General features: G+C 46.1%; 4 protein-coding genes. 3 read left to right on the top strand and 1 reads right to left on the bottom strand.

What is annotated here, in order from left to right:
- The 3 genes from EGI32_RS12280 to EGI32_RS12270 all read left to right on the top strand — a co-directional run.
- The coding region (locus EGI32_RS12280) for an IS256 family transposase (protein ID WP_255155653.1) at window positions 1-699 on the top strand (699 nt) is incomplete at its 5' end.
- A 180-nt stretch (window positions 700-879) separates the two neighbouring features.
- Entirely contained in the window at window positions 880-2,067 is a 1,188-nt protein-coding gene (locus EGI32_RS12275) for an ROK family protein (RefSeq protein ID WP_255155652.1), read from the top strand.
- A 224-nt stretch (window positions 2,068-2,291) separates the two neighbouring features.
- On the top strand, window positions 2,292-3,110 hold the full coding sequence (locus tag EGI32_RS12270) for an ion transporter (RefSeq protein WP_255155651.1): 819 nt from the start codon (window positions 2,292-2,294) through the stop codon (window positions 3,108-3,110).
- Between the two features lie 334 nt (window positions 3,111-3,444).
- Here the strand turns inward: EGI32_RS12270 and EGI32_RS12265 are convergent, their stop codons facing one another.
- Window positions 3,445-5,817, bottom strand: coding sequence for a prolyl oligopeptidase family serine peptidase (locus EGI32_RS12265; protein ID WP_255155650.1), 2,373 nt, complete (start codon window positions 5,815-5,817; stop codon window positions 3,445-3,447).
- Window positions 5,818-6,000 lie beyond the last annotated feature (183 nt).

The following is a 6,000-nucleotide window of genomic DNA, read 5'->3' as shown; positions in this document are numbered from 1 at the left end:
GTTTTTAAGGTGAGGGAGAATAGTAAGGTCATCAACAAAACCATTTACCTGGCCGTAGGACTCAATAGGGACGGTAAAAAAGAAGTACTGGGTATGTGGTTGGGCAAAAGTGAAAGCGCCGCATTCTGGTTGGGTGTATTAACCGATTTGAAGGCAAGAGGCGTGGAAGATATCCTTATTACAGCTACCGACAATCTCAATGGATTTACACAAACTATCAAGCAAGTGTTCCCTCAATCACAGACACAGATATGTGTGGTACATCAGATCCGTAACTCAGCCAGGTATGTCGTATGGAAAGATAAAAGACAGTTTACAAAGGATATGAAGCAGATTTATGATGCGCCTACCAAACAGGCAGCTAAAGCTTCACTGGAACATTTTGCTTCGCAATGGAACCATAAATATCCATATGCCATTAAATCCTGGGAGGATAACTGGGAGGAACTCACCGTATTTTTTGACTTCCCGCTTGAAATCAGAAAAATCATTTACACCACCAATCTTATAGAAAATCTGAACGGTAAAATAAGGAAGTATACCAAAAACAAATTATCATTCCCGACAGATGAGGCAGTTTTAAAATCTGTATTTTTGGCCCTGAGAGAGGCTACGAAAAAATGGACGATGCCCATACAGAACTGGGGCTTAATCCTAAACCAGTTCTTAACAATATTTGAAAAAAGGGTTCAGCTTTAATAAAAAAGCCAAACCCTAATATTTTACTTACACACTTTATGGGATAGTGTCATAAAAAAGTTGCGGTTTAGGTATAATTATTATTTTATAGCTTATAAGTAACTTTAAAGTTGCCCAAAAAAATAAATTTCCCCATCCCCCCATCTTTCCCAAACTTTGCCCCACACCCACGCACTCCCCATGCTCAACAAAAACAACATCATCAAACGCCGGATCATCAAAGACCTTTACTTCTCTGATGCCCTTTCCTGTGCCGACCTCAGCAAGAGCAACGGCAAGAGCGTACCGCTCATTACCAAGCTGCTCAACGAACTGATAGAAGAAGGTAAAGTGATGGAGACCGGCCTGGCGGCATCTACCGGCGGCAGGCGGCCGCAGATGTACTCCATCAAGCAGGAGCTGATGTACGTGATAGCCGTGGCGATGGACCAGCTGGTGACGAGGATCGTATTGCTCGATATGCGCAATAATTATGTAAGCCAGGTGAAAAGCTTTGCGCTGACGCTTACGGACAACCCGAATTCGCTGAAGGAACTGACCAATCATATTGAAGACTTCATCTCACAGTGTGGGGTACCCGAAAACAAGATAGCCGGCATCGGCATCGGTATGCCCGGGCTGGTGGATGTAAATAAAGGCATCAACCTGCTCTTCCTCAAACCGGAGAAGGGCAGCAGCGTGGTGAGTTATATACAATCGAAGACGAGCATACCCGTGGTGATCGATAATGATTCGGGGTTGATAGCCCTGGCGGAACTGAAGCTCGGCATTGCCCGCGGCAAAAAAAATGTGATGGTGCTCAACATCGGCTGGGGTATCGGGCTGGGGGTGATCGTACAGGGCGAATTGTTTAAAGGTGCTAATGGATTTGCGGGAGAGTTCAGCCATATCCCGCTATTTGACAACGGGAAAAAATGCAGCTGCGGCAAAACGGGTTGCCTGCAAACGGAAACTTCCCTGCTGGTAGTGGCCGAAAAAGCCATCAAAGGATTGAATGAAGGAAGGCAATCGAAGCTGGCAGGAATATCCATCGACGAGGTGGAAGCGGCTACCAAAGCCATCATGGAAGCGGCATTGCTGGGCGATCAATTTGCGATAGAATTGTTGTCGGAGGCGGGGTATCATATAGGGCGGGGTATTTCGGTGCTCATACATGTGCTCAACCCCGAACTGATCGTATTGAGCGGACGGGGCTCCGTGGCAGGTAGCATCTGGATAACGCCGGTGCAGCAGGCCATTGCCGACCATAGCCTGGCGGCAATTGCGGAAAATACGAAGGTGAAGATATCGTCGCTGCGGTATGATGCGGAACTGATAGGGGCGGCGGCGCTGGTGATGGATAAGTATGACCTGTTACCAGTGTTGTAGAAACGGCGCCTGCGGCGCGTTTTTTTAACCACAAAGACGCGAAGGGACAAAGGCTCACAAAGGATAGAAGAGAAAAAAATGGTATTTATCTGCTAAGATCAAAAGTATCATAGCTATCTGCGTTCCGTCTTCCCTTCCCGCAAAGCGGGAATTAAACTTTGTGAACCTTGGTTCCTTTGAGCCTTAGTGGTTAAAAACGGTATAAAACTTGAAACATCTTCCCCATGCAGCAACCCCCAAAAACCTGGCGCACCAAACTCTACGAAGTCATCTTCGAGTCGGATACTGTTGCCGGAAAAATATTTGATATATGCCTGCTGTTGCTCATTACCGCCAGCATCGTGGTCATATGCCTGGAGAGTGTGGAGAGCCTGTATGCAAAATACTGGCACCTCTTTGTAGTGATCGAGTTGATGTTCACAGTTATCTTCACCATCGAATACATCCTGCGGCTGATAGCTGTACCCAGGCCAATGGGTTATATCAAAAGTTTTTACGGCGTCATCGATCTGCTGGCCATTGTACCTACTTACCTGGCCATCATATTCCCTTCGCTGCATTTTTTGCTGGTGATAAGGGCATTGAGATTGCTACGGGTTTTTCGCATCTTCAAGATGGTGCATTTTCTTAACGAAAGCCTTTTCCTTGTCAATGCCTTATGGGCAGCCCGAAGAAAAATATTGGTATTCTTTTTTTCAGTGATATTGATCACCGTCATCGCAGGCTCGTTCATGTTTGTGATAGAGCACAATGTCAACAAATCTTTCAACAGCATTCCGCAAAGTGTGTACTGGGCCATCGTAACGCTTACTACCGTGGGTTATGGCGATATTTCCCCCATTACTCCCTTAGGAAAAGTGCTGGCTTCATTTATCATGCTGCTGGGGTACTGTATCATCGCGGTACCAACCGGGATACTTTCGGCAAGCATTGCCAATGAGATGCGGAAAGAGAAATTAACTACACAAACCTGCCCGGTATGTTTGAAGCAGGGGCATGAGACGGATGCGAAATTTTGTAAGTTTTGCGGAGCGCATTTATAAATTACGAATTACGAATTAGGAATTACGAATTTGAGCGAAGATTTAAGCGAGTAGGGATCACGGATTTCAGAAAGATGAAGGGCATTGCACAGATTATTTTGCTGGCGCAAAACGGAAATGCAGTTTATAAAGTAATTAAGCTTTTTATAAACTGCATTTTGGTTTTTACGAAGTAAAAACAATCTGTGCAATCCCCTTCATCAATTTAAAATCCGTGATCCCCCTTTCGCTTAAATCTTCGCTCAAATTCGTAATTCGTAATTCGTAATTCGTAATTCGTAATTCGTAATTCGTAATTCGTAATTCGTAATTCGTAATTCGTAATTCGTAATTTTTAATTCTTTAAAGTCCTTTCGAATAGTTTAAATATCCTCTTATACTCATCCGTCCAGCTGCTGGGCTCTACAAATCCATGATCTTCCATGGGGTATCCCGCCAGTTCCCAATTGTCTTTGCCGAGTTCTATCAGCCGCTGGCTCAGCTTTACCGCATCCTGGAAGTGAACATTCACATCCACTATTCCATGGCAGATAAGCAGATCGCCTTTTAAGCCTTCGGCAAAATACAGCGGTGAACTTTTCGCGTAAGCGATACTATCGGTAGCCGGTTCGTTGAGGATGTTGGCGGTATATCCCTGGTTGTAATTGGCCCAATCGGTCACGGGGCGAAGGGCAGCGCCGGAAGCAAATACATCGGGTTTTGTAAATAATCCCATCAGCGTGATAAAACCGCCGTACGATCCGCCATACAAACCAACGTGTGCAGGATTTACACCGTGATTTTTTACGAGATAGTTTACTGCATCTACGTTGTCGGTAAGATCTTTTCCACCCATATGGCGATAGATGCCTGTGCGCCAATCGCGGCCATAGCCAGCACTTGCACGGTAATCGATGTCCATTACATAATAACCATTGTCGGCCAGCATATTGTTGAACATATATTCCCGGAAATAACTGCTCCACCATTTGTGGGCATTCTGCAGGTAACCGGCACCATGCACAAATAATACTGCAGGCTTGTTGGGATGCGGGTTGGCAGGTTTATACAATCTTGCATATACAGTTGCGCCATCCGCAGCAGTAAAAGTCACGATCTCCGGCTCACGCCACGGGTATGTTTTGAATAATTCGCTTTGTGCTTTGTTGGTGATTTGCCTTGGCTTAGCGCCCGGCCTGTTTTCCTGGAGAAATAATTCCCAGGGTTTGTTGGAATACGAATAAAGGATCGCCACCTGTTTTTCATCCGGTGATATGTCTACCTGGTTAGCGCCCGTCATAGAAGTGATACGTTCTTTTTTTCCATCGGCCACAGATAGCTTGTAAAGCTGCTGTTCGCCGGGATGCACTTCGTTGGTGGTTACGTAAAAATATTTTTTGTTGATGGATAACTTCGCGGACTGTATTTCGTATTTGCCCGAAGTGAGTGCAGTTGTTTTTGCTGCAGCAACGTCATGTATATACAAATGCGAATAACCACTGGCTTCGGATTGAAACCAGACATGCGTATCGTCGAGCCAGCCCGTAGTGCGGGAATCGATGCCGGGGCCGCCGATCCAGGCGTCATCATGCTGACGGTCTACCAGTGTGAGTTTACGCGAAGCGGTATCCCAAAGCATCAGCCAGCGATCTTTATTGTCGGCTGCCGAAATATCCAGCAAGGCATATTTTCCATTGGGCGACCATTTGGGCCCGAGGATCATGACATTTCTTTTGGCGGAATCTTTTTTGCGTGCTTCCAGTTGCTTCGGGTAATCGTTTACATAAGCAGGGATATCTTTTATACCGGGAATGAGATCTGTTTTTATTGCATACACCGTATCCCGCTGGCGATCGTAGATAAAGAAATCGCTGGAAGCCGCCGCTGATCCTACTTTGGTGCGGCCATTGATATCGGTGGTAAAACCTGATTCGGTCACATAATTCGGGATGATGGTACGCTGGCTGCTGCCGGCCTTCGACAGGCGGTAACTCACAAACCTTCCATCGGGGCTGATAGAAAGTCCCTGCAGGTTTTTGTCGTCGAGGGCAATCGTACGCATTTCGGCGGGTTTCACATTTTTGCCATAAGCATCTGCTTCGTCACGTTTTTGTTTTCTCCAGCGGAGGACTTCAAAATATTTCAGCTGGTCGGTTTTCAGCCACTCTTCCTGCTGGTTGCCCGAAGCCTTGTTGCCGCTACGGTTTCCGCCGCTTTCGTTTTTTATATTGGTCAGTTGCAGGGTTTCGCCAGAGGCGATATCCCAGGCATAGAGGTTTTGACTGCGGGTGTAAACCACTTTATTGTCGCCAAAACTAAATACCGGGTTGAATTCAAAATCTGTGGTCTGTGTAATGCGGACAGTTTTTTTCGTCTTAATGTTATAATAGAAGATATCCGCATCGCGGGTATAGAGGCAGGCCGTGCGGTTTTGATTGTAGATGAGGTCACCGGCATCGAGCAGTTGCTGCTTCTGCGCTATAGTGGCTTTTACCGGTAAAGCATTGCCGGTGGTGATATAATATATGGAGTCGCTGGTCGCTTTTTCGGGGTTCCAGGAAAAATAAAGGGTAGTTCCATCAGCACCCCAGAAAGGCGAGGAAGGGGAAGTGCCCATCCATTTGGGGTCTTTCATGATCTGCTCCACCGTCAGCTTGCCCAATGTTTGCTGCGCTGAAGCGCCCAGACTGCAAAAAAAAGACAACAACAGATAACAATATTTTGGCATAAGAGTAGTTTTTATAAAAAGGCCTCACCCCAACCCCTCTCCAGGGAGAGGGAACGCGAAGGAAAAAGGCCTCACCCCTAACCCCTCTCCATAGGAGAGGGAACGCGTAGTTGGGCGGTTAAAATTAAAGTTATTTTTTTTTAATATTGGGGTTTACAATTTTGTGCCGGTAAAGTAATTGTG

Origin of the sequence: Ferruginibacter sp. HRS2-29 (assembly GCF_024343615.1) — a bacterium.
Classification (GTDB): domain Bacteria; phylum Bacteroidota; class Bacteroidia; order Chitinophagales; family Chitinophagaceae; genus Ferruginibacter.
This window is presented reverse-complemented; position numbering and strand designations above follow the sequence as displayed.